The 22,465-nt window shown below is 73.2% G+C and carries 24 protein-coding genes; 4 read left to right on the top strand and 20 right to left on the bottom strand.

All coding sequences use genetic code 11. The annotated features are described in order from the left end of the window. Nucleotides 1–40 precede the first annotated feature (40 nt). Nucleotides 41–691: a hypothetical protein gene (locus ACGFQC_RS09850; protein WP_363087463.1), complete on the top strand. Its 651-nt coding sequence runs from the start codon at nucleotides 41–43 to the stop codon at nucleotides 689–691. Nucleotides 692–715: 24 nt separating this feature from the next. Here ACGFQC_RS09850 and ACGFQC_RS09855 read toward each other — a convergent pair whose 3' ends face one another. After that, nucleotides 716–1,009, bottom strand: a complete 294-nt coding sequence (locus tag ACGFQC_RS09855) for a hypothetical protein (protein WP_363087464.1) — start codon at nucleotides 1,007–1,009, stop codon at nucleotides 716–718. Between the two features lie 163 nt (nucleotides 1,010–1,172). Next, complete coding sequence (locus ACGFQC_RS09860) at nucleotides 1,173–2,456, bottom strand: adenylosuccinate synthase (RefSeq protein ID WP_363087465.1); 1,284 nt, start codon at nucleotides 2,454–2,456, stop codon at nucleotides 1,173–1,175. 242 nt (nucleotides 2,457–2,698) lie between these two features. Between ACGFQC_RS09860 and ACGFQC_RS09865 the strand changes: the two genes are divergently transcribed. Further along, on the top strand, nucleotides 2,699–3,538 hold the full coding sequence (locus tag ACGFQC_RS09865; protein ID WP_363087466.1) for a diacylglycerol kinase: 840 nt from the start codon (nucleotides 2,699–2,701) through the stop codon (nucleotides 3,536–3,538). A gap of 87 nt (nucleotides 3,539–3,625) precedes the next feature. Here ACGFQC_RS09865 and ACGFQC_RS09870 read toward each other — a convergent pair whose 3' ends face one another. The 4 genes from ACGFQC_RS09870 to ACGFQC_RS09885 form a co-directional block, all read right to left on the bottom strand. Then, nucleotides 3,626–4,846, bottom strand: a complete 1,221-nt coding sequence (locus ACGFQC_RS09870) for a cytochrome P450 (RefSeq protein WP_363087467.1) — start codon at nucleotides 4,844–4,846, stop codon at nucleotides 3,626–3,628. Between the two features lie 44 nt (nucleotides 4,847–4,890). Next, on the bottom strand, nucleotides 4,891–5,556 hold the full coding sequence (locus ACGFQC_RS09875) for a response regulator transcription factor (RefSeq protein ID WP_363087468.1): 666 nt from the start codon (nucleotides 5,554–5,556) through the stop codon (nucleotides 4,891–4,893). Further along, nucleotides 5,553–6,917: a histidine kinase gene (locus ACGFQC_RS09880; protein ID WP_363087469.1), complete on the bottom strand. Its 1,365-nt coding sequence runs from the start codon at nucleotides 6,915–6,917 to the stop codon at nucleotides 5,553–5,555. Before ACGFQC_RS09880 ends, ACGFQC_RS09875 begins: the two co-directional genes overlap by 4 nt. 136 nt (nucleotides 6,918–7,053) lie before the next feature. Continuing rightward, nucleotides 7,054–7,980 (bottom strand): alpha/beta hydrolase, encoded by a 927-nt coding sequence (locus tag ACGFQC_RS09885; RefSeq protein WP_363087470.1) that lies wholly within the window; start codon nucleotides 7,978–7,980, stop codon nucleotides 7,054–7,056. Nucleotides 7,981–8,188: 208 nt separating this feature from the next. Here ACGFQC_RS09885 and ACGFQC_RS09890 point away from each other — a divergent pair, with 208 nt between their 5' ends. Beyond that, on the top strand, nucleotides 8,189–8,800 hold the full coding sequence (locus ACGFQC_RS09890; RefSeq protein WP_363087471.1) for a TetR/AcrR family transcriptional regulator: 612 nt from the start codon (nucleotides 8,189–8,191) through the stop codon (nucleotides 8,798–8,800). 51 nt (nucleotides 8,801–8,851) lie between these two features. Here ACGFQC_RS09890 and kynU read toward each other — a convergent pair whose 3' ends face one another. The 11 genes from kynU to ACGFQC_RS09945 all read right to left on the bottom strand — a co-directional run bounded on the left by kynU (nucleotide 8,852) and on the right by ACGFQC_RS09945 (nucleotide 19,857). Then, nucleotides 8,852–10,051: a kynureninase gene (kynU, locus tag ACGFQC_RS09895; protein ID WP_363087472.1), complete on the bottom strand. Its 1,200-nt coding sequence runs from the start codon at nucleotides 10,049–10,051 to the stop codon at nucleotides 8,852–8,854. Further along, nucleotides 10,044–10,874 (bottom strand): tryptophan 2,3-dioxygenase family protein, encoded by an 831-nt coding sequence (locus ACGFQC_RS09900; RefSeq protein WP_363087473.1) that lies wholly within the window; start codon nucleotides 10,872–10,874, stop codon nucleotides 10,044–10,046. The genes kynU and ACGFQC_RS09900 overlap by 8 nt, the downstream gene beginning before the upstream one ends. Nucleotides 10,875–11,112: 238 nt before the next feature. After that, nucleotides 11,113–11,526: a DUF3151 domain-containing protein gene (locus ACGFQC_RS09905; RefSeq protein ID WP_363087474.1), complete on the bottom strand. Its 414-nt coding sequence runs from the start codon at nucleotides 11,524–11,526 to the stop codon at nucleotides 11,113–11,115. Between the two features lie 68 nt (nucleotides 11,527–11,594). Then, nucleotides 11,595–13,094 carry an MFS transporter gene (locus ACGFQC_RS09910; protein WP_363087475.1) on the bottom strand — a complete coding sequence of 500 codons (1,500 nt, stop codon included), beginning with the start codon at nucleotides 13,092–13,094 and terminating at the stop codon, nucleotides 11,595–11,597. A gap of 88 nt (nucleotides 13,095–13,182) precedes the next feature. Next, complete coding sequence (gene fbaA, locus ACGFQC_RS09915; protein WP_363087476.1) at nucleotides 13,183–14,214, bottom strand: class II fructose-bisphosphate aldolase; 1,032 nt, start codon at nucleotides 14,212–14,214, stop codon at nucleotides 13,183–13,185. A 145-nt stretch (nucleotides 14,215–14,359) separates the two neighbouring features. After that, complete coding sequence (gene pyrE, locus ACGFQC_RS09920; RefSeq protein ID WP_363087477.1) at nucleotides 14,360–14,911, bottom strand: orotate phosphoribosyltransferase; 552 nt, start codon at nucleotides 14,909–14,911, stop codon at nucleotides 14,360–14,362. A gap of 10 nt (nucleotides 14,912–14,921) precedes the next feature. After that, nucleotides 14,922–15,746 (bottom strand): aldose 1-epimerase, encoded by an 825-nt coding sequence (locus tag ACGFQC_RS09925; RefSeq protein ID WP_363087478.1) that lies wholly within the window; start codon nucleotides 15,744–15,746, stop codon nucleotides 14,922–14,924. Between the two features lie 165 nt (nucleotides 15,747–15,911). Further along, the gene (locus ACGFQC_RS09930; protein WP_363087479.1) at nucleotides 15,912–16,802 is read right to left on the bottom strand and encodes an SRPBCC domain-containing protein; all 891 of its coding nucleotides are present in this window, start codon (nucleotides 16,800–16,802) and stop codon (nucleotides 15,912–15,914) included. A 160-nt stretch (nucleotides 16,803–16,962) separates the two neighbouring features. Continuing rightward, nucleotides 16,963–18,489 (bottom strand): polyamine aminopropyltransferase, encoded by a 1,527-nt coding sequence (locus ACGFQC_RS09935; protein ID WP_363087480.1) that lies wholly within the window; start codon nucleotides 18,487–18,489, stop codon nucleotides 16,963–16,965. A gap of 101 nt (nucleotides 18,490–18,590) precedes the next feature. Beyond that, complete coding sequence (locus ACGFQC_RS09940) at nucleotides 18,591–19,106, bottom strand: DUF2617 family protein (protein WP_363087481.1); 516 nt, start codon at nucleotides 19,104–19,106, stop codon at nucleotides 18,591–18,593. Nucleotides 19,107–19,524: 418 nt separating this feature from the next. Then, nucleotides 19,525–19,857 (bottom strand): hypothetical protein, encoded by a 333-nt coding sequence (locus ACGFQC_RS09945; RefSeq protein ID WP_363087482.1) that lies wholly within the window; start codon nucleotides 19,855–19,857, stop codon nucleotides 19,525–19,527. A 143-nt stretch (nucleotides 19,858–20,000) separates the two neighbouring features. Here ACGFQC_RS09945 and ACGFQC_RS09950 point away from each other — a divergent pair, with 143 nt between their 5' ends. Next, nucleotides 20,001–21,200 carry a pyridoxal phosphate-dependent aminotransferase gene (locus ACGFQC_RS09950; RefSeq protein WP_363087483.1) on the top strand — a complete coding sequence of 400 codons (1,200 nt, stop codon included), beginning with the start codon at nucleotides 20,001–20,003 and terminating at the stop codon, nucleotides 21,198–21,200. A gap of 13 nt (nucleotides 21,201–21,213) precedes the next feature. On the opposite strand, the gene ACGFQC_RS09955 is transcribed toward ACGFQC_RS09950, so the two are convergent. The 3 genes from ACGFQC_RS09955 to ACGFQC_RS09965 form a co-directional block, all read right to left on the bottom strand. Beyond that, nucleotides 21,214–21,477, bottom strand: coding sequence for a type II toxin-antitoxin system RelE/ParE family toxin (locus ACGFQC_RS09955; protein ID WP_363087484.1), 264 nt, complete (start codon nucleotides 21,475–21,477; stop codon nucleotides 21,214–21,216). After that, complete coding sequence (locus tag ACGFQC_RS09960) at nucleotides 21,470–21,739, bottom strand: type II toxin-antitoxin system Phd/YefM family antitoxin (RefSeq protein ID WP_005483715.1); 270 nt, start codon at nucleotides 21,737–21,739, stop codon at nucleotides 21,470–21,472. The genes ACGFQC_RS09955 and ACGFQC_RS09960 overlap by 8 nt, the downstream gene beginning before the upstream one ends. A 74-nt stretch (nucleotides 21,740–21,813) precedes the next feature. Then, nucleotides 21,814–22,428 carry a hypothetical protein gene (locus ACGFQC_RS09965; RefSeq protein ID WP_363087723.1) on the bottom strand — a complete coding sequence of 205 codons (615 nt, stop codon included), beginning with the start codon at nucleotides 22,426–22,428 and terminating at the stop codon, nucleotides 21,814–21,816. Nucleotides 22,429–22,465 lie beyond the last annotated feature (37 nt).

A 22,465-nucleotide genomic window follows, 5' to 3' on the forward strand; every position in this document is an offset into this window, starting at 1 on the left:
GCAGCAATGACCGCGCGACACCCTGAGTGAGGAGCTCTCTTTGGCCTGTGACCTGTGGCTGGTGCCGCTCGTCGACGTGTTGTGCCACACCCCCGACAACCCCTTCGCCGAGGAACTCGCGCAGTACAACAAGGTGCTGGCCGAGTCGGGACTCCCCCCCGTGCCGGTGTACCAGTACATGCCGGGGCTGTCCGGCGACGTCGCCCCCGTGGCCGGCTTCGACTACGACGCCCTGCACTTCCTGCGGCGCGCCTACCTGCTCCAGGTGTGCGGACTGCCGGTGACCCCGGTCGACGCCCTGGGCGGCGACTACGAGCAGCTCCTGGAGATGTTCGAGTCGACGGCCCAGCAGTCCCACCTGGTGTGGCACTACGACCACGCCGGCGCCTACGTCCCGGTGGACTTCCCGCAGCCCCTGTCCAACGACGAGCTGCTCGCCGGCGGCGGCCCGCTCGGCTCCTCGCAGTCCCTGCTGCGGGAACTCGAGTACGTCGCCCCCTCGATCGGCATCGACCCCGCCAACCCGCCGGCCGCGCCGCAGCCCCCGGCCGCCCCGACGGAGCTGGAGGAACCGGCCGCCGCGCCGCCGTACGACCCGAGCCCGTTCGCCCGCGAACGGCACGTGTGGCTCGGGCTGCACGCGGCGGCCACCAGGAGTCTGGCGCAGGGGTCGATGATCGTGTTCAGCTGAGCCGGACCGCCCCGGCCCCGGGGCTCAACGGCCCAGCTGGGAGAGGCCCTTCCGCACGTCGTCCATGTTCATCACCGGCGTGTAGGAGATCTCCGCGCCGAGGTGGAGGAAGAACGGCTCGCTGATCACCGGCATCTGGGAGCTGTCCTGCAGGTCGAAGACCATGTAGGCGGTGCGCTTGCCGTGATCGGTCGTGAAGTAGGCCGCCTCGGGGTGGATCTGCTCCGCGGTCTCCTGGATCAGCTTCTCCAGGGTGCCGTTGTGGATGGCCTCGTTTGCCTTTTCCGTGTCCATGCTTGCCTTGAGCAGTACGCGCATCGCACTCACCTTCTTCTCGTCGACGCGCGAGGGGTTCCTTCCAGCGTATGCCCGTGCGCCCGTGTCTCCCCGCGGGACCGGCGCCGCCGGACGCGCCGACGGCCGCCTCCCGCGAGAGCGGAAGGCGGCCGTCGGCACGGTCCCCGGCGGTTCTCCGGGTGCCTCAGATGAACGAGTTGATCTCGATCGTCTCGTCCCGGCCCGGGCCCACGCCGATCGCGGAGATCGGGGCGCCGGACATCTCCTCCAGCGCCTTGACGTAGTTCTGGGCGTTCTTGGGCAGGTCCTCGAAGGTCTTGGCCTTCGTGATGTCCTCGGACCAGCCCGGGAGGGTCTCGTAGATCGGCTTCGCGTGGTGGAAGTCGCTCTGCGAGTAAGGCAGTTCCTCGACGCGCCTGCCGTCGATCTCGTACGCCACGCAGACCGGGATCTGCTCCCAGCCGGTCAGGACGTCGAGCTTGGTGAGGAAGAAGTCGGTCAGGCCGTTCACGCGGGTCGCGTAGCGGGCGATGACCGCGTCGAACCAGCCGCAGCGGCGGTCACGGCCGGTGGTGACGCCCCGCTCGCCGCCGATGCGGCGCAGCGCGGCGCCGTCCTCGTCGAACAGCTCCGTCGGGAACGGGCCGGCGCCGACCCGGGTCGTGTACGCCTTGAGGATGCCGATGACCCGGCTGATCTTCGTCGGGCCCACGCCGGCACCGGTGCAGGCGCCGCCCGCGGTCGGGTTCGACGAGGTGACGAAGGGGTACGTGCCGTGGTCGATGTCCAGGAGCGTGCCCTGGCCGCCCTCGAACAGGACCACCTTGTCGTCCTCGAGGGCCTGGTTGAGCACCAGGACCGTGTCGGCGACGTACGGGCGCAGCTTCTCCGCGTAGCCCAGCAGCTCCTCGACGACCTGCTCGACCGCGATGGCGCGGCGGTTGTACAGCTTGGTCAGCAGCTGGTTCTTGACGTCGAGCGCCGCCTCGACCTTCTGCTCCAGGATCGACTCGTCGTACAGGTCCTGTACGCGGATGCCGACCCGGTTGATCTTGTCGGCGTAGGTCGGGCCGATGCCCCGTCCCGTGGTGCCGATCTTCCGCTTTCCGAGGAAGCGTTCCGTCACCTTGTCGACAGTCACGTTGTAGGGCGTGATGATGTGCGCGTTGCCGCTGATGAGCAGCTTCGACGTGTCGACGCCTCGCTCGTTCAGACCGCTCAGCTCGGAGAGCAGGACCGACGGATCGACGACGACTCCGTTTCCGATGACGGGCGTACATCCGGGCGACAGGATTCCGGAAGGGAGGAGGTGCAATGCGTACTTCTGGTCGCCCACGACGACCGTGTGGCCGGCGTTGTTGCCGCCCTGGTAACGCACTACATAGTCCACCGAGCCGCCGAGCAGGTCGGTGGCCTTTCCCTTGCCCTCGTCACCCCACTGAGCACCGAGCAGCACAAGTGCGGGCACGCGCGTACACCCCTTCCGGGTGGGGCATGTCCAGGGTCAGGGGCGTACGCGGAGGCTCTGACCACCGCGTGCACCACGACCGTCGTCGGTCGCGGCACCGCGACCGTCATCGGCCACCGCGCGACCGTCTTCGGCCGCACACCGTCGGACCCGGATGCCCCGGAATAGACGAAGCCCCTGGCGCAATAGCGCAAGGGGCTCTTGCACAAAGATGCTACCCGAGGAAGCGAGGCAGGACCGAGGTGGCGACTTTCGCGACGCCGGAGCAGCTGCTGGTGATCATCGATCCGGTCGCCCTGAGGACGGACGGAGAGTCCGTACGGATCGCGAAAGACGTGCTCAGCGCGGGTGCGGCGACGAAAGTGTGCCTCCCGGAGGACGCCGAGGAATTCGCCCGCGTCCTCGCGCGCCGCGGCTCGCGGCGGCCGGTGGTGATCGGGGACGACCGCGCGCTGATGCGGGCGGTGACCCTGCTGCACCGGCGGCGGGAGCTGGACGGATGCGCGCTGTCGATGGTGCCCGTGGGCGGCTCCCTGAGCGTCGCGCACGCCCTGGGGGTGCCCCTGGGCGCGGTCGCGGCGGCGCGGGCCGTCCTGGACGGCGCCGAGCGGCGTCTGGACCTGCTCGTCGACGACAGCGACGGGGTCGTCCTGGGCGCGCTGCGGATACCGCCGCTGTCCGGCCGGGACGCGCAGCCGGACGCGGCCGGCGTACGGCCGTGGCTGCGGACGACCTGCCGGTCCCTGGTGCGCACGCTGGTGCCGTCCCGGCCGGCCCCGGCCCCGCCTGCGCCCGGCCCCGCCCGGCTGCGCGTCGAGGTCGACGGGGTGACGCTGGTCGACCTGGACCAGCCGGTCGAGGCGGTGACGGTGACCCCGGACGCCTCCGGCACGGCGGCGGTGGAGGTCCGGCCGGTCTCGGTGGGCGCGGAGGCGTCCCCGCTGCAGGCCCGCGGCCGCACCGTCACGGTGTCCGGGGCCGACTTCCGCTACCGGGCCGACACGGCGGTGGCGGGGCCCGTACGGCGCCGGACGTGGGTGGTCCGCGAAGGCGCGCTGGGGCTGGTGCTGCCGGAGCGGTGAGCGGGACCGGGCGGGGTGCCGGACGAGGACCTGTCGAGGGACTGGGGCGCCCGGTGGCGGGGCGCCCGGGACCGGGAGTCCGGCGGTTCAGGCGATCTCCACGTCGAGTCCTTCCAGGCCCCTGATCACGAAGTTCGGTGTGCGGGCGGGCTCCGCCGCCAGGCGCAGGGTGGGCGCCTTCTCCAGGAGGGCCCGCATCGAGGCGGCCAGCTCCATGCGGGCCAGGGGTGCGCCGATGCAGTAGTGGATGCCCGCGCTGAAGGAGATGTGCGGGTTCTCCGCGCGGGTCAGGTCCAGGCGGTCCGGGTCGGTGAAGACCGCGGGGTCGTGGTTGGCGGAGCCGAACAGCATCGCGATCTCCGCGCCCCGCGGGATCACCGTGCCGTCGATCTCGATCTCGTCGAGGACCCAGCGCTCGAAGAGCTGGAGCGGGGTGTCGTAGCGCATCAGCTCCTCCACGGCGGAGGGGACCAGCGCGTGGTCGGCGCGCAGGGCCGCCAGCTGGCCGGGGTCGCGGAACAGCGCCCACCAGCCGTTGACCGTGGCGTTGACCGTCGCCTCGTGGCCCGCGTTCAGCAGGAGCACGGCCGTCGAGATCATCTCCTGTTCGGTGAGCCGGTCGCCCTCGTCGTGGGCTGCGACCATCCCGGAGACCAGGTCGTCGCCGGGCTCCTCGCGGCGGGCCGCGATCAGCTCCCGCAGGTAGGCGGAGAACTCCTGTGACGCCCGCACCGCCCGGCGGGCCGTCTCCGGCGACGGGCTCAGCTCGTACATCCCGCAGATGTCCGCCGACCACGGCCTGAGCGGGGCCCGTTCCGACGCCGGGATCCCCAGCATCTCGGCGATCACCGCCACCGGCAGCGGTTCCGCGACGTCCGTCAGCAGGTCGCCGCCGCCGGCCGCCACCAGCTTGTCGACCAGCTCACCGGCCAGCCGCTCGACGTACGGCTTGAGCCGCTCGACCGTGCGGGGCGTGAACGCCTTGGACACCAGCCGCCGGATCCGGGTGTGGTCCGGCGGTTCCAGGTCGAGCATCCCGTGGTCGTTGAGGGTGTGGAACGGCTCGTGCTCGGCCGGGGGCGCCGTCCGCCCGAAGTCCTCGTGCGTGAAACGGTGTCGGTAGGTCCGCCCGAGCCGCCGGTCCCGCAGCAGCGCCGAGACGTCCGCGTGGTGCGGCACCAGCCACTGGTCGGTGCGCTCGTAGCGGATCACCCGGCCCCGCTCCCGCAACTCGGCGTACGCCGGGTACGGGTCGGCCACGAACGCCGGGTCCCAGGGATCGAAGCGAAGGTCGTCGACTGCTGCCATGACCGGACGCTAGCCCGTCGACCCCACTGCTGACCAGGGGCGTCTCACCCGGGCCTGACCAGCCGCGCCTCGTAGGCGAACACCGCCGCCTGGGTACGGTCCCGCAGGCCCAGCTTCACCAGGATCCTGCTGACGTGCGTCTTGATCGTGGACTCCGCCACCACCAGCCGCCCGGCGATCTCCGCGTTGGACAGGCCCTGCGCGATGAGGACCAGGACCTCCGTCTCGCGCTCGGTCAGGTCGCCGTAGGACGCCTGGGCGGCGCGGGGCAGCCGGGGGCCGTCGGACAGCCGGGAGAACTCGGTGATCAGACGCCGGGTGACGGACGGGGCGAGGAGCGCTTCCCCGGCGGCCACGATCCGTACCCCGTCCGCGAGTTGGCGCGCCGAGGCGTCCTTCAGCAGGAAGCCGGAGGCCCCGGCGCGCAACGCCTGGTAGACGTACTCGTCGAGGTCGAAGGTGGTGAGGACCAGCACCTTCGCCGTGCCGTCCGCGGCCACGATCTCCCGTGTCGCCTCGATGCCGTTCAGCTCGGGCATGCGGATGTCCATCAGGACGACGTCGGGCGCCAGTTCACGGACGCGGTCCACCGCCTCGCGGCCGTTCACCGCCTCTCCGACGACCTCGATGTCCGGCATCGCGTTGAGCAGGACGGAGAAGCCCTCGCGGACCATCATCTGGTCGTCCGCGACCAGTACCCGGATGGTCATGCCGCACCGTCGTCCGCCGTGGCCATCGGCACCGGGAGGAACACGGCCACCTCGTAGCCGCCGTCCCCCGTCGGGCCCGCCGTCATCTCGCCGTCCAGCATGGTCACCCGCTCCCGCATGCCCGTGATGCCGTGCCCGGCTCCCGGTGAGGGTTTCACCAGGGCGGGGTCGGTCGGCGGGCCGTTGACGACGCGCAGGCCCAGCCCGCCGAGCACGTAGCCGATCTCCACGCGGGCGCTCGCGCCGGGCGCGTGCCGCAGGGTGTTGCTCAGCGCCTCCTGCACGATCCGGTACGCCGACAGCTCCACGCCCTGCGGCAGTTCCCGCACCGCGCCGGTCACCGCCTTCTCGACCGGCAGACCGGCCTCCCGCACGTTGGCCAGCAGCCCGTCCAGCTCGGCGAGCGTGGGCTGCGGGGCGTCCGGGGCCTCGTAGTCCTCGGCGCGGACCACGCCCAGGACCCGGCGCAGCTCGGTCAGGGCCGCGACCGCGTTCTCCCGGATCGTCGCGAACGCCTTCTCCAGCTCGGGCGGCGGGTTCTCCACCCGGTAGGGGGCGGCCTCCGCCTGGATGGCGACGACCGACATGTGGTGGGCGACCACGTCGTGCAGCTCGCGGGCGATGGTGGTGCGCTCCTCCAGCAGCGTGCGCCGGGAGCGCTCGTGCGCGGTCACCGTCTGCTGGGCCGTGACCTCCTCCTCGGCCTGCCGTCGGATGTGCCAGACGGTGACGGCGAGCAGGACGAGCGCCGAGACGACCAGCATCGGCCCGACGTTGGTGTAGTAGTGGCTCCCGCCGAACACCGCCTCGGCGACGAGGCCGTAGACGACGGTCAGCAGCCACATCCAGGCCGCCGTGCGCGGCCGGGTGCGTATCGCCACGACCGTCAGCACGAGGAGGTGGGAGATGAACGTGCCCGGCAGCCACGGCCAGTCGCTCCACGCCGAGCCGAAGGCGGCGACGAGCGTGGTGGACACCAGCGACAGCCAGAACGCCCCCACCGGGCGGACCAGGGTCAGCAGCACCGGTGCCAGCGCCAGCAGCCCGCACACCAGGCCCACCAGGCCGCTGTCCTCGGCGAAGGAGGCCAGGAAGGCGAGCGCGCCGCCCGCTCCGACCAGCGCGTGCCGGGACCAGGTCGCGTACACCCGCTTGCGGCCGGTCAGCCGGCGGGTGAGGCGGCCGTCCGGCTCGCGGCGGGGCAGCGGACGGTAGGCGAAGGCATCCTCGAACAGGTCCTCCCGCAGCCCCCGCACGGCGCCCACGGCCGCCCTGATCTCCGGGCTGCGCGGCCGGTAGGCCGCGTACGGGTCGTCCGGCGGCGTTGTCTGTGTCTGGGGCGTCTGGGTCGTCTCGGTCACATCAGCACCGTAGGGGGAGGCGGGGGCGGCGGTCGTCACCAGTGAGAGGGGTTTCGCCGGGTCCCTCTCAAGTACTACGGGCCGGGGTACGACGGGCCGGGGTACGACGGCCCCCCACCGCAGCCCCGCCGTCCCCTCACCACGCCAGCTGCGCGATCTCCTCCGCCACCACCGCGCACGCGTCCGCCACCGGGTCGATCAGTGGGAAGTGGCCGACGTCCTCCAGCAGCGTCAGGCCCACCACCTCGCCCGCCTTCGCCGCCGCGTCCGCGTACGACTCGGCGACGGCCTCCGGGACGATCAGGTCGGTGCGGCCCTGGACCAGGGTCGTCGCGATGCCGGTCGGCAGCAGCAGCGCGGGGTCGGCGTACGGCCGCCGCTCGCCGGCGTGCGCCTCGCCGCCGAGGAGTTGCCGCACCGCGCCGCCGCACACGTCGAGCTTCTCCGCGACCCCGAAGTCGGCGATCGGCGCGAGGGCGACCACGCCGCGCAGCGGGGGCGGCCCGTCGACGCGCCAGGGCGCGCCGGCCGGCAGGACGTGCCGGGCCGCGGCCCACAGCGCGAGGTGGCCGCCCGCCGAGTGGCCGGTGAGCACCGTGCGGCGGGTGTCCGCCTGCGGCAGGGCCTCCCGGACGAGGGCGGGCAGCGCGTCCAGCGCGGCGGCGACGTCGTCGAAGGTGTCGGGCCAGCGGCCCGCCGCCGTCACCGCCCCGCCCGGCGTACCACCGGAGACCGCGCCGGCGAAGACCGTGCCACCGGCGGCCCCGCCCCCGGCGACCGCCGCGCCCCGCCGGTACTCCACGTTGGCCACGGCGAAGCCCCGCCGCGCCAGGAAGTCCGCGAACGGCGTGAGGTGCCGGCGGTCGTACGGCGCCCGCCACGCTCCTCCGTGCAGGACGACCACCAGCGGCACGGGGCCGGTCGCGCCGCGCGGGGCGTAGAAGTCGATCAGCTGGTCGGGATGGTCGCCGTAGGCGGCGGTGGCGTCGGGCTCGACCGCCGGATGCGAGAAGGCCGACTCCTCCTCGGCGGCGGCCCGGGCTGCGACGGCGTCGTCCGGCATGCTCCAACCTCTCAGCGGCAAAACGGAATTGGACGGAACGGTTCTGGCGGCCCCGGTGGGGATTCGGCCGTTGGCGGGGACGGTATCAGGCCGGTGACGTGCGCGGACACACGGATGTCACGCTCGGTGAGGGTCAAACGGTTCTGTTGTTTCGTTACGCTGACGTCCTGCGCGGGACGTCGCCCGCGCGTGCGCCAAGGAGGCCGTCATGTCCGCCGAGCCCGGCACCGTGCGTCCCGGAGGGCGCACCGCACGTGTGCGTGCCGCCGTGCTGCGGGCGGCCGGGGACGTCCTGGTCGAGGAGGGTTTCGACCGGCTCGACCTCGCGGACGTCGCGCGGCGTGCGGAGGTCGGCAGGACGACCGTGTACCGGCGGTGGGGGTCCGTGACGGGGCTGGTCGCCGATCTCCTCGCCGAGATGGCGGAGACGTCGTCGCCCCGCGCGGAGACCGGGGCGGTGCTGACCGACCTGCTGGCCAACGCGGGTCTCGTGCAGCGGACGCTGGCCGACGTCCGGCAGGGGGCGCTGTTCCGGGCGGTGATCGCGGCGGCGGCCTGTGACGCGCGTACGGCGCAGGCGTTGCGGCGGTTCTACGCGGTGCGGGTCGCCGAGTGGGCACCGTGCGTGGAACAGGCGGTCGCACGCGGGGAGTTGCCCGCGGGGACCGACGCGGGGGCGGTGGTGCGGGCGGTCTCGGCACCGCTGTACTACGAGTGGCTGACCGCGGGGGTGGTGCCGGACGCCCCTGCCGCGGAGCGGGCCGCGCGCGCCGCGCACGCGGCTGCCGCGGCAGGGGTGTACGTCCGTACCGGGGGATGACCGGCCCGGTGCGACCGGGCCGGTGCGACCGGGCCGGTGCGAAGGAAGGAGCTAGCCCCCCAGCACCTCCCCCAGCACCGCCGCCGCCCGCTCCACGTCCGCGAATCCGACGTACAGCGGGGTGAAGCCGAAGCGCAGCACGTCCGGCCGGCGGAAGTCGCCGACCACTCCGCGCTCGATCAGCCGGCGCATCACCTCGTCCGCCCCGTCGCAGCGCAGGGCGATCTGGCTGCCCCGCTGCTCGTGCGGGCGGGGCGTGAGGCACTCCACCGTGCCGTCGGGGACGTACGCCGCGACGCACTCCAGGAAGAAGTCCGTCAGGGCGAGGGACTTGGCGCGGACCGTGTCGACGGACACGCCCTCCCAGACCTCCAGCGCCGCCTCCAGGGCGAGCATGGACAGGATGTCCGGGGTGCCGACGCGCCCGCGCAGGGCGCCCGGGGCGGGTTCGTAGGCGGACCGCATGCCGAACGGTTCGGCGTGCGAGTTCCACCCCGGCAGCGGGGAGTCGAAGCGGCCCTGGTGCTCACGCCGCACGTACAGGTACGCCGGTGCGCCGGGGCCGCCGTTGAGGTACTTGTAGGTGCAGCCGACCGCGAGGTCCACGCCGTGCTCGTCGAGGCCGACCGGCAGCGCGCCCGCGCTGTGGCACAGGTCCCACACGGAGACCGCGCCCGCCGCGTGCACGGCGGCGGTGAGGGCGGGCAGGTCGTGCAGCCGGCCGGTGCGGTAGTCGACGTGGTTGAGCAGCACCGCGGCCGTACGGTCCGACAGGGCCGCCGGCACCTCGGCCGGGGTCACCGGCCGCAGGGTGCGGCCGGTGAGCCGGGCCGCCGACTCCGCGATGTAGCCGTCGGTGGGGAAGGTGGTCGCGTCGACGAGGATCTCGTCCCGCTCCTCCCCCGCCAGCCGCACCGCGCCCACGACCGCCTTGAGGACGTTGACGCTGGTGGAGTCGCCCACGACGATCTGCCCGGCGTCCGCGCCCACCAGCGGGGCGATCCGGTCGCCGATCCGCTCGGGCGCGGTCCACCAGCCGCTCTCGTCCCAGGAGCGGATGCGCAGCTCGCCCCACTGGCGGCGGACGACGTCCTCCAGCCGCCCGGGGACGGACACGGGCAGCGCGCCCAGCGAGTTGCCGTCGAGGTAGACGACCTCGTCGAGGACGAACTCCTTGCGCTTGTGGGCCAGTCCGTCGGCGGAGTCCAGCTCGTGGGCCCTGTGGGAGAGACCGGACCGGAGATCAGACATGGGAGCGCGCCGTCCACAGCTCGGGGAAGACGTTGTTGCGCGCGCGCTTCTCCAGCCAGGCCACGCCGGCCGAACCGCCCGTGCCCGTCTTGGCTCCCATCGCGCGCCGGGTGGCGACGAGGTGGTCGTTGCGCCAGCGCCACACCAGCTCGGCGACGTCGGTCAACGCCTCGCCGAGGCGGGCGAGTTCGTCGGACTCGTCGCCCGCGTAGAGGGCGGTCCACACCGCCTCCACCTCCGGCGACGGCTCGTAGCGTCGGGAGACGTCACGCGTCAGAGCGGCCTCGGGGACGGCGTGCCCGCGCCGGGCGAGGAGCCGCAGGACCTCGTCGTAGAGGCTCGGCTCGTGCAGCGCCTTCTCCAGCTCGGCGTGGACGCGCGGGGCGCCGCGGTGCGGCACCAGCATCGACGCGGACTTGTCGCCGAGCAGGAACTCCATGCGGCGGTACATCGCGGACTGGAAGCCGGAGCCCTCGCCCAGCGCGCCGCGGTACGAGTTGAACTGGGCCGGCGTGAGCTGTCCGAGCGGCTTCCAGGAGGCGTTCAGCGCCTCCAGCTCGCGCACGGAGCGCTTCAGCGCGGCGACGGCCGTCGGCACGTCGTCCCGGCGCAGGGCGCCGGCCGCGGTCTCCCACTCGTGGACGATCACCGTGAACCACAGCTCCATCACCTGGGTCGTGACCAGGAAGACCATCTCTCCGGGATCGTCGGAGAGGGTGTGCTGGAGGTGGGTGAGCACGTCCGCCTTGACGTAGTCCTCGTACGGCGTCGTGCCTGCGAAGTCGAGATGCGGGGTCTCGGGCTCGTGAGCCTCGTGGGACATCGCTGTCTCCTGATGTGTACTCCGGGTAGCGGTCCGCCCCTGCCGTTACCGACACGGGGGCCCCGGTCCCCAGGGGGCATCTTCCGCAATCGTCACCCGAAAGTGCAAGGCCCGCCCGGTCGCACCGGGCGGGCCCGTACCCCGAAGGGGCCGGTCGGGACTCAGCCCGGGAGCGGCCCGGGACCGGCCCAGGACCGGCCCGGGAGCGGCCTGGGAGCGGCCCAGGACCGGCCGGGGACTAGCCCAGCGTCTGGGCCGCCGTCGGCGAGGAGTCCTTCAGGAACTGCGTGCAGCGCTCGTACTCCTCCCGCTCGCCGATCGACCCGGCGGCGCGGGCGAGGGCGTGCAGGGCGCGCAGGAAGCCGCGGTTGGGTTCGTGCTCCCAGGGCACCGGCCCGTGGCCCTTCCAGCCGCTGCGGCGCAGGCTGTCCAGGCCGCGGTGGTAGCCGGTACGGGCGTAGGCGTACGACTCCACCACGCTGCCGCGCTCGAACGCGTCGTCGGCGAGCCGGGCCCAGGCCAGGGAGGACGTGGGGTACTTGGCGGCGACGTCGGCGGGGGCCGTGCCGGCCGCGAGCAGCTCGCGGGGCTCGGGATCGTCGGGCAGGTGGGTCGGGGGCGGTCCCCCGAGCAGGTTCTCGTGAATGGACATGGGTCCAGTCTGGAGGACCCGCCGGGGTTCACGCCGACGGGGTCGCGCCCCTCCCCTCCCGCCTTCCTTCAGCTCTCCGGTTCCGCGGGCCCCGCCGGCAGCCGCGCCGACGCCCGCTCCCCCTCCAGCGGGGGTGCCAGTACGGCCCCGTGGGTCCTGCACTCCGGGTGGCGGCAGTCCGGGGGCGGGCGGCGTACGGTCGTGAAGGCGATCAGCGAGGCGACGACCAGCGCCCCCGCGCACCACAGCATGGCCCGCCCGAACGCGTCGTCGAAGGCGTCGGCCGAGCGGTACGCCTCCGCGCCCATCCCGGTCAGCAGGGGCAGCGCGGCCACCGCGACGAGGCCCGCCGCGCGCGCCGCCGCGTTGTTGATGCCGCTGGCCAAGCCCACGCGGGAGACGTCCACCGAGGCCAGGACAGTCGCGGTCAGGGGGGCGACCAGGGTGACCAGGCCGAGACCGAGCACCAGGACGGCGGGCAGGACGTCGGCGGCGTAGGAGGCGCCGGGGCCGACCCGCAGCATCAGCAGCATCCCGGCCGCGGCCAGCAGCGGGCCGGCGGTGAGCGGGACACGCGGGCCGATCCGCTCGGCCAGCTGGCCGGAGCGGGCGGAGAGCAGCAGCATCAGGACGGTCGTCGGCAGCAGGGCCGTACCCGCGCCGAGGGCGGAGTAGCCGGCCACGACCTGGAGCTGGAGCGCGGACAGGAAGAAGAAGCCGCCGAGGGCCGCGTACACGCACAGGGTGACCAGGTTGACGGCCGTGAACTGGCGGGAGGCGAAGATGCCGGGCGGCATCATCGGGTCCGGGCGGTGCCGCTCGACCCGCACGAAGGCCACCGCGGCGGCGAGACCGGCCACCGCCGCCACCGCCGCCACCGCCACGGTCGCGGACCCCCCGCCCGCCTCGATCAGCGCGTACGTCACGAGCGCGAGGGCGACGGCGCCCAGCACCGCGCCGAGGACGTCGAAGCGGCCGTGCGCCTTCCCGTCGCCCGACTCGGGGACGTGCCGCAGGGCGACCGGTACGCACAGCACGGCGAGCGGCACGTTGAGCAGGAACACCCAGCGCCAGCCGGGACCGTCCACCAGCCAGCCGCCCAGGAAGGGCCCCACGGCCGCGCCGACGCCCCCGAAGCCGGACCACAGGCCCACGGCCCGGCTGCGGTCGTCGCGGTGGAAGGAGGCCTGGATGAGGGCGAGGGAGCCGGGGGTCAGGAGGGCGCCGCCGACGCCCTGGAGGGCGCGGGCGGCGATCAGCACGCCGGCGTTCGGGGCGAGTCCGCACAGCAGGGAGGCCACGGCGAACCAGACCACGCCCACCACGAAGACCTTGCGGCGGCCGTACCGGTCGCCGAGGGAGCCGCCGAGCAGGATCAGCCCGGCCAGGGTGACCAGGTAGGCGTTGGAGGTCCACTGCAGGGCGGCGAGGTCGGCGTCCAGGTCGCGGCCGATGCGGGGCAGGGCGATGTTGACGACGGTCGAGTCCAGCATGGCCATGCTGGAGCCGAGGACCGTGGTGAACAGGATCCACCTGCCCTGGGGCGAGGCCAGCCGGACGTCGGGCATGGTCCCAGGTATACCGCGAGCCCGGCGCCGGGGCACCGGGCTCGCGAGGTACGGCGTAGCGGACCGGGATGATCCGGCCGGCGGGCCGTTACTTGATCTTCGTGCCCGCCGAGCGCAGGTTCTGCGTGGCCTCGACGACACGCGCGGCCATGCCGGCCTCGGCCAGCTTGCCCCAGGTCCGCGGGTCGTAGGTCTTCTTGGAGCCGACCTCGCCGTCGACCTTGAGGACGCCGTCGTAGTTGCGGAACACGTGGTCGACGACGGGACGCGTGAAGGCGTACTGCGTGTCCGTGTCGAGGTTCATCTTGACGACGCCGTTCTCCAGCGCGGTCGCGATCTCCTCCGCGGAGGAGCCGGAGCCGCCGTGGAAGACGAAGTCGAACGGCTTGCTGCCGGCCGGCTGACCGTACTTGGCCGCGACGCCGTCGTTGAGCTCCTTCAGCAGGTCGGGGCGGAGCACGACGTTGCCCGGCTTGTACACGCCGTGCACGTTGCCGAAGGACGCGGCGAGCAGGTAGCGGCCCTTCTCGCCCAGGCCGAGGGCCTCGGCGGTGCGGAGCGCGTCGTCGACCGTCGTGTAGAGGGAGTCGTTGATCTCGTGCGAGACGCCGTCCTCCTCGCCGCCGGTCGGGGTGATCTCGACCTCGAGGATGATCCTCGCGGCGCGGGCCTTCGCCAGCAGCTCCTGCGCGATGGAGAGGTTGTCGGCGAGGGTCTCGGCGGAGCCGTCCCACATGTGGGACTGGAACAGCGGGCCGAGGCCGGCCTCGACGCGCTTGCGGGAGAGCTCCAGCAGCGGACGCACGTACCCGTCGAGCTTGTCCTTCGGGCAGTGGTCGGTGTGCAGGGCGACCGTGACCGGGTACTTCTCGGCGACGATGTGCGCGAACTCCGCGAGGGCGACGGCGCCGGTCACCATGTCCTTGCTGTACTGGCCGCCCAGGAACTCGGCGCCGCCGGTCGAGATCTGGATGATGCCGTCGCTCTCCGCCTCCGCGAAGCCGCGCAGAGCCGCGTGCAGGGTCTGGGTCGAGGTGACGTTGATGGCCGGGTAGGCGAACTTGCCTGCCTTCGCCCGGTCGAGCATCTCGTCGTAGACCTCGGGGGTTGCGATGGGCATTCGTCCGCTCCTTGGGTGTGCGGGTTGGCGTTCTGAGTCTTACGGCCCTGACCTAGACCTTGGGTGCGACGTCATCGTCGTGCCCATCTTTCCAGACCTGCGCGGCAGGTCCGTGTGCCGGTCAAGTCCAGGTCATACCGGGTCGTCAGTCCAGACCCAGTTCATCCTTCGAGAAGGCGAACAGGTACGGCACGCCCGCACCCGCCTCGATCTTCTCCGCGGCGCCGGTCGCCCGGTCCACGATGGTCGCCACGGCCACCACCTCGGCGCCCGCCTCCCGCACGGCCTCCACGGCGGTCAGCGGGGACCCGCCGGTGGTGGAGGTGTCCTCGACGACCAGGACCCGGCGGCCCCTGATGTCGGGGCCCTCGACGCGCCGCTGCATCCCGTGCGCCTTCGCCGCCTTGCGCACGACGAAGGCGTCCAGCCTGCGGCCCCGCGCGGCGGCGGCGTGCAGCATCGCGCCGGCGACGGGGTCGGCGCCCATGGTCAGTCCGCCCACCGCGTCGAAGTCCAGCTCGGCGGTCAGGTCGAGCAGCACCTGCCCGACCAGCGGGGCGGCCTCGCCGTCGAGGGTGACGCGGCGCAGGTCGACGTAGTAGTCGGCCTCCAGACCCGAGGAGAGGGTCACCTTGCCGTGCACCACGGCCTTGTCCTTGATCTGCTGCAGCAGCGCGCCGCGTACGTCGTCCGTCATGCCCCTCAGCTTAGAGGCGGGTCCAGGACCAGGTGGTCGTGGCCTCCAGCGGCTCCAGGGGCGTGACCAGGCGCGGGAGGGTGTTCAGGCCGTCGGGCGGGCCGGTCTGCGGTTCCACGCACACGGCGGCCTCCTGCTCGTCGTAGACGACGACCCACTTCTCCCGGCTCGTCACCTCCAGGCGGAGCCGGCCCGGCCAGGTGAGGGTGACCGAGACGCCGTCGGGCATGCCGAAGCAGTCGTCCCAGGGGCCGGGCTTCGGCTCGATCCGGTTGCCGGTCGGCAGGTGGTCCCCGCCGCGCTCCTCCTGCCAGGCGGGGTCGAAGGCGACCTGAACGTCCTCACTCGTCCCGCCGGTCCCGCCGGTCTCGGCGGTCCCGGCGCCGAGGTTCCGGTTGAACCAGGGGTGCCAGCCGATCTGCGCCGGGAACGACGAGCCGTGCGTCTCCACCGCCATGGACAGCGTCAACGCGTCCTCGGTCAGCGCGACGATCTGAGTGACCCGGCCGGGGTAGGGCCAGGGGTCGACCAGGTCGTACGTCAGGACCGCCTCGTCCGCCGACCTGCGGGCCACCTTCCAGGCGCCGTCGCGGACGGTGCCGTGGATGGCGTGCGGCGGGGCGTTGAGCGGCATTTGGTGCACGTCCGCGCCGTCCCGGAAGCGGCCGTCCCTGATCCGCCCGCACCAGGGCACCATCGGGAAGCAGCCGAAGCGGTCGCCCTGCCGCAGCAGCTCCGCCCCGCCGACCCGCAGCCCTCCGACCCGCCCGCCGTTGCCGGGCCGGACGGTCACCTCCGCGTCTCCCGCGGTCAGCGTGAAGTCTTCGTCGCTCACGGGACGACCCTATCGAGGTGATCAAGGGGGTGTCGGGTGTCACCGCGGCGTTCAGGACACCGGCGGCACGGCGTCCAGGACACCGGCGCGGCGTTCAGGACACCGGCGGCACGGCGTCCGGGTCACCGGCGGCACGACGTCCGGGTCACCGGCGCGGCGTCCGGGTCACCGGCGGCGCCGCAGCGCCCGGCCGACCACGATCGCCGACGCCACTGCCAGCGCGGCCGCGGGGGCCGCCCAGCGCAGGGCGTTGTCCCGGGCGGCGGTCTGCGGCGCCGGGACCGGGGCGTACCGGCCGCGCGGCGGGGCGTGGTCCACCTCCTCCGCGCTGCGTCCGATCATCGTGCGGCGCGCGTGTGCGGCCTCGGCCAGGGGGACGCCGGGGTCCGGGAACCCTGCGACGGCGTCCACCGCGTGCGTCGGGCCCACGTCGTCCGCGTCCTCCAGGTCGTCCGCGTCCTCGACGTCGTCGGTGTCGTCCAGGCCGTCGACGTCGTCGACGTCGTCCAGGTCGTCCGCGTCGGCCGACCCGTTCACGGAGTTCAGAACGGCGGGGCCGGGCGGGGGGACCTCGGCCTCGGTGACGGTGGCCGCGGCGGGAGGTTCCCCGGCCGCCGCCCCCTCCGCTTCCGCTTCCGCTTCGGCCCCGAGGTTCTCCGCCCACCGGTCCAGGAGGCGTAGGGCCGCCGAGTCCACGGCGTCCGCCGGGAGTTCCGCGATCCGGCCGTCCGCCGTCGCCGTACCCGCGAAGCGGAGCGTGGTGGCCCCGTCGGTCTCCCGCAGGACCAGGGCGAGCGCGAGTTCGACCGTTCCGGAGCCGCGGGCCTCGGTGGCGCCGCCCTCGACGGCGTATCCGCCGTCCTCGCGGGCGGTGACGCGCAGGGCGCCGCGGTAGGTGATGGTGTGGCCGCCCACGCGCAGCTTCAGCCGGCCGGCGACGGGCTCGGTGCCCGCGTCCTGCTGGAAGCCGGGCAGGGCCCGGGCCACCCGCGCGGGGTCGGCGAGGGCCGCCCGCAGTCGCTCTGCCGGAACCGGAACGAACACCTCATGCTCCATAAGGGCGGAGCCTACCCAGCGCGTCCGGGAATGCACCCGCCGAAACCTGGATCGGCACCCCCGCGCACCGGCCGGGGGTACCCTGCGCGCGCCCAGTGGCGCGGGTGGTCCAGGGTGGAGGCCCGCTCAGTGGCGCGGGTGGTCCAGAGTGGAGGCCCGCTCAGTGGCGCGGGTGGACCAGGGTGGAGGCCCGCAGGCCGGCCGGGCCCGTCCGCAGCGCCCGTTCGCCGGGGCCGAGCCGCAGGTCGGGGCGGGTCCCGGCCGCGGCCAGGACGAAGCCCCAGTCGCCCTCGGCCCGGTAGGGGGCGGTGCGCAGGCCCGCCGCGCGCATCGTCGTCTCGACCGTCCAGAAGGTGTACGGCCGGACGTCCACCGGGCCGGCGTGGACCGCGAGCCGGCCGCCCGGGCGCAGGGCTCGGCGGGCGAGGCCGTAGAACTCCTGGGAGTACTGCTTCGTGCCGGCGGTCATGCCGGGGTCGGGCAGGTCGGCGATCACCACGTCGTAGGTGCCCGACGGGGTCTCGCGCAGCCGGCGGAAGGCGTCGCCGACGGTGACGCGGACACGCGGGTCGTCGATGGCGTGGCCGTTCAGGCGGGAGAGCCCGGGGTCGGCGCGGGCCAGCCGGATCAGGGCGGGGTCGAGGTCGACGACGTCGACGCGGCGGGTGCCGGGTCGGGTGAGGACCTCGCGGACGGCCAGTCCGTCGCCGCCGCCGAGGACGAGCACGCGCGCGTGCGGGCCGGCCGTCGCGGGGCGGACCAGGGCCCGGTGGTAGCGGAGCTGGTCGTGGCCGCCGCCGCGGAGCCGGCCGTCGAGGTAGAGGGCGAGGGGGCGGCCGCGGGTGCCGCCGGTGAGGACGATCTCCTGGACGCCGGTGTGCAGGGCGACCCGGACGTCGTCGCCGTAGACCGCGTGGCGGGCCGCCTGTTCGAAGTCGTCGACGAGCACGGCGGCGCAGGCGAGGACGGCGAGGACGGTGCCGTTGGCCACGAGGAGGAGCCGGCGGGTGCGGCGGGTGAGGTCGCGGCGGAACAGGCCGAGGACGAGGGCGCCCCCGGCGATCACGTTGACCGCGCCGGTCAGCAGGGAGCTGGTCAGCTGGCCCAGGAAGGGCAGCAGCAGGAACGGGAAGGCCAGGCCGCCGACCAGCGCGCCCACGTAGTCCGCGGCGAACAGGTCGGCGACCGCGCCGCCCGCGTCCTGGCGGCGGACGCGCTGGATCAGTTCCATCAGCAGCGGCACCTCGGCACCGATGAGCAGTCCGATGGTGAGGCAGAAGGCGACGAGCAGGACGCGCGGGCCGTTCTCCCACGGGCCGCCCCAGCCGCCCGTCCAGGCGAACACGGCGTACAGGGCCATGGCGCTGCAGCCGCCGACCAGGGCGAGGACCACCTCGACGGCGGCGAAACCGGCGGCGGCGAGGCGGCGCAGCCGTTTGGCCGCGAGGGAGCCGATGCCCATCGCGAACACCACGACGGACAGCACGACGGAGGTCTGGGTGACCGAGTCGCCCATCAAGTACGAGGCGAGGGCAACCAGTTCGAGTTCGTACACCAGACCGCAGGCCGCGCAGACGAACACGCACGCGAGCACCAGGAACCGTCCGGTGTCCGGCCGGACGGGCAGTCGCGCGGGCCCGCGCCGGGACGGAACACCGGGCGGGGCCGGTGCGTGCGGTTCGATCACGACTGCGACGTTACGTGACGATTACGACACCCTTCGTCACCCACACGTGTGAAATTCGCGGTCGATCAGGTGCCCGCGCGTTTGAGTCATCGAGGCGCGGTTCAGTGCGCCGGCACTCTCACGCCCACCCGCGTCCTGGTCGCCACCAGTTGCCCGTCCTGCGGGTAGGCGTGCCAGGTCCGCCAGTGCACATGGCCCTCGTGGCGCTGCGCGAGCAGGGCCGTGAAGGCGTGCGGGCTGCCCGGGAAGACGCCCGCGAGGCCGTGCGGGTGGTCGGAGACCAGGGCCAGCAGTTCCTGGGCCCGGCTCGCGAACTGGTCCGGCGTCAGCGTCTCGACGCGGGCCGCGAACTCGTACTCCCAGTCACCCAGCCGCTTGGCCACGCCGAGCGGGAGGGGGGTGCTGCTGCCGGGGATGCACGCGACCGTCTCGGAACAGAAGCCCCGCTCCTCCTCAAGGAGCACCTGGTGCGAGGCACCGAGCAGCCTCAACTGGATTACGGCTCCGGACAGTTCGAGGTCGAGCGTGGCCAGGGCGGGCAGCGGCTCACGCCCCAGGGCCCAGGCCAGGTCGGCCGCGCACGTGTCGGTGTAGGAGGTGTTCAGGGTCGTGAGCATGACTCGGCTCCGCTAGAACGCACAGAAGAAGGAAAGGTCCGGCGCACCCCCGGTGGCTCCGAGGGAAGTCGGCCCCGGCCGGCCCGGCGTGGGGAGGACGTCCGCGCGAGACGTCCGAGGGGTCCGAGGGGCTGCGTTGGTGTTTTAGAGGGAATCATGAACTGTGGCGACACCACAGCGTTTTTACCCAACTTCGTGGGGTTTCCATCCCTCAGAGGGCTCCTCAGCTCAACTGTTCAACCTCGGCGTGCGCGGGCGCGGCCGGGAACCGCCCTCGCACGCCCCGTGCACCCCGTACGCCCCACACGCCGGACACGCCGGACACGCCGGACACGGTGCGGCCGCGGGGCGCCCTCGGTCGGGGGACGGCCCCGCGGCCCGGGTGCGGCTCCCCCCGGGAAAGCTCAGCTGCCCCGTGTCAGCTGCCGCCTCCGCCGCATCCGCCGCCGCCGCCCCCGCAGGAGGAGCCGCCCCCGCAGGAGTGACCGCCGCCCGAGTGAGAGCCGCCGGAACCGCTGCCCGAGTCACTGCCCGAGGAGGAGCCGCACGTCACGGCTGCCCCGCCGCCGGCGGCCCACCAGCTGCTGCCGCTGTCCGTGCTGCTGCTGCCGCCGCCGCTTCCCCCGCGTGAACGGGAGCCGGGCCGGGCCGCTCCCCGGTGTCCGGCGGTGCTCCTGCGGACGGCCGTGACGATGACGACCACCAGCAGGACGACGACTGCGAGTACCGCCAGGATGATGCCGACTGCCATGGCTCTCACCCTCCTTCCGAATCCCCCGAAGCGGCCCCCCGTGGGCGCCTCGCGCAACCGGTGCGACCGGCGCGTGCACGGGGGATGCCCGGCCGCCCCGGCCGCCAAAGCACACTTGAGGAAGTCCAGAGCTTCGGCGCAGGATGACCGGTATGACCGCCACCGCACGCCCCTTCCTCAACAGCCGTCTCGCCGAGTTCGGGACGACGGTCTTCGCCGAGATGTCCGCGCTGGCCCTGCGGACCGGGTCCCTCAACCTCGGCCAGGGCTTCCCGGACACGGACGGGCCCGAGGAGATCCGCGAGGCGGCCGTACGGGCGCTGCGGGACGGACGCGGCAACCAGTACCCGCCGGGCCCCGGCGTCCCCGAGCTGCGCACGGCGGTCGCCGGGCACCAGCACCGCCGCTACGGCCTGACGTTCGACCCCGACACGGAGGTCCTGGTCACCGCGGGCGCGACCGAGGCGATCGCCGCCGCCCTCCTGGCCCTGCTGGAGCCGGGGGACGAGGTCGTCGCCCTGGAGCCGTACTACGACTCCTACGCGGCCTGCATCGCCATGGCGGGCGCCGCGCGGGTGCCGGTGACGCTGCGGCCCGACCCCGCACAGGCCCGGTTCCGCCTCGACCTCGACGAGCTGCGCGACGCGGTGACGGACCGCACGCGCCTCCTGCTGATCAACACCCCGCACAACCCGACCGGCACGGTCCTCACCCGCGAGGAGCTGACCGCGATCGCCGAACTGGCGGTGGAGCGCGACCTGCTGGTCGTCACCGACGAGGTGTACGAGCACCTGGTCTTCGACGGTGCCGAGCACGTGCCCCTGGCCACGCTGCCGGGGATGCGGGAGCGGACGGTCACCATCGGTTCCGCCGGCAAGACCTTCTCGTTCACGGGCTGGAAGGTCGGCTGGGTTACCGGCGCCCCCGGTCTCGTCGCCGCCGTCCGCTCGGCCAAGCAGTTCCTGACGTACGTGGCCTCCGGACCCTTCCAGTACGCGGTCGCCGAGGCCCTGCGCCTGCCGGACGCGTACTTCGACGGCTTCCGCGAAGACATGCGGGCCAAGCGGGACCTGCTCAGCGACGGCCTGCGCGCAGCCGGGTTCCGCGTCCACCGGCCACAGGGCACGTACTTCATCACCACCGACATCCGGCCCCTCGGCGAGAGCGACGGCATCGCCTTCTGTCGCTCCCTCCCCGAACGCGCGGGCGTCGTCGCCATCCCCAACGCGGTCTTCTACGACCACAAGGACGCGGGCGCGCCGTACATCCGCTTCGCGTTCTGCAAACGCGTCGAGGTACTGGCGGACGCGGCGGAACGGCTCCGCAAGGCGTTCGCGCACTGACCCATGTCGGAGCTCAGGTGTCGTAGACGGTGGAGCGATGCCCGACGTGTACGACCCACACCACCAGCTCGCCGTTGTCGATTGTGTAGATCACGCGGTAGTCGCCTACCCGTAGGCGCCGCCGGTCGGGCTGGGAGACGAGGGCCGTGGTGTTGAACCCCATCGGGTCGTTCTCCAGCTCAGCCAGCTTGGCCAAAATGCGGAGGGCCATGTCTCGCGGCACCTTGCGGAGTTCGGCCTGAGCCTCGGCTCGGAAGACGGTGCGGTACTCACTCACTGCGTGCCAGCGTCTCCCTCATGATGTCCTCGATAGGGATGCCGGGTGCCGGGTTGGTCATGCGCTCGTCGATGATCCGGTTGATCTCGCGCTCTTCCCACTCCTGGTATTTGCGCAGCACTTCGATGGACACCACGGCGGCGACCTGCTTGCCGCGCCGGGTGATGACGGTAGGTACGTCGTCCCGATCGGCCCGCTCCACGACCTCGGCCAGGTGTGCCCGGACATCGCGGATCGACTCTATGGGCATGGGCTGCGTCATGTACCCAAGGGTACCGAGTGTCCCATGTGTACACAACAGCCCACTGTCTCTCGAACATGTAGCCCCGTGGGCCCTCACGCGAATACGTGCGCGAACAAGGCGTCGCCTGGGTTACCGGCGCCCCCGATCTCGTCGCCGCCGTCCGCTCGGCCAAGCAGTTCCTGACGTATGTCGCCTCCGGGCCCTTCGAACAGCTCCATGTCCCGGTAACCGGCCCGGGACCCCAGAGCCGGCACGTACAGCCATCGCTCGGGATCGTCGTCCTCCTCGGCCTCGGGCCCAGGCCCCGGCTCATCGGTGAACGCAGGCCGGCACTCCCCGGTGGACAGATCGATCCGGCCACCGGACTCGGCCGGGTCGCCCTCCAGCAGCATGGCGAGCATCTCCAGATCGACCGCGAGCGGGCGCAGGAGGGGGATCGCCGCGTCTCCCGTGGCCGCGCGCAACCGATCCGCCAGCTCCTCATCGCCCCGGAAGCCGCGCTCCTGGAGCGCGCCGAGAAACAGGGCCGCCATCTCCGCAGCCCCCGGCAGGCCCTGCGCCGCGGCCCCGGCCACACCATCGCCGGCCGGCTGCAGCGCCTCACGCACGGGTCCACGACGCAACGCTGCAACCAGCGCCACTCCGTCCTGCGCGTGGAGCGCGCCACGCAGGGCCCGCAGCCCGTCCTCGCCCCACCCCTCAACCACGACCCCGACGGTAACGCGCCACCGAGGACGTACGACA

This window comes from Streptomyces sp. NPDC048734 (assembly GCF_043198675.1).
Taxonomy (GTDB): domain Bacteria; phylum Actinomycetota; class Actinomycetes; order Streptomycetales; family Streptomycetaceae; genus Streptomyces.